The 262-nt window shown below is 38.9% G+C and carries 1 protein-coding gene; it reads left to right on the top strand.

Going from position 1 to position 262, the window contains the following annotated elements; translation table 11 throughout:
* Positions 1-262 (top strand): hypothetical protein (locus AAGV28_RS15440; protein WP_373407646.1); only part of this gene is annotated, 262 nt, incomplete at both ends.

Below are 262 nucleotides of genomic sequence, written 5' to 3'. Positions count from 1 at the left end.
TGCTACAGATGCTAACGGATGTACTAAATCGATAACAGTAACCATCAATGCTGCTCCTGATGCAATCGCTTTCTCGGCAACTCCTACTCAACCTAAATGTTTTGGTGAAAAAGGATCAGTAGTTTTAAGTACTCCAACTGGTGGAACTGGAAACATTACTTTCAATAATACTGCAACTACTGACTTAGCGGCTGGCGAATATACTTATACTGCTACAGATGCTAACGGATGTACTAAATCTATAACAGTAACTATCAATGCT

The organism is Flavobacterium zubiriense (assembly GCF_041729725.1).
Lineage (GTDB): Bacteria > Bacteroidota > Bacteroidia > Flavobacteriales > Flavobacteriaceae > Flavobacterium > Flavobacterium zubiriense.
Note: the sequence above shows the minus strand (reverse complement) of the source record. Positions and strands in the feature narration are given on the sequence as shown.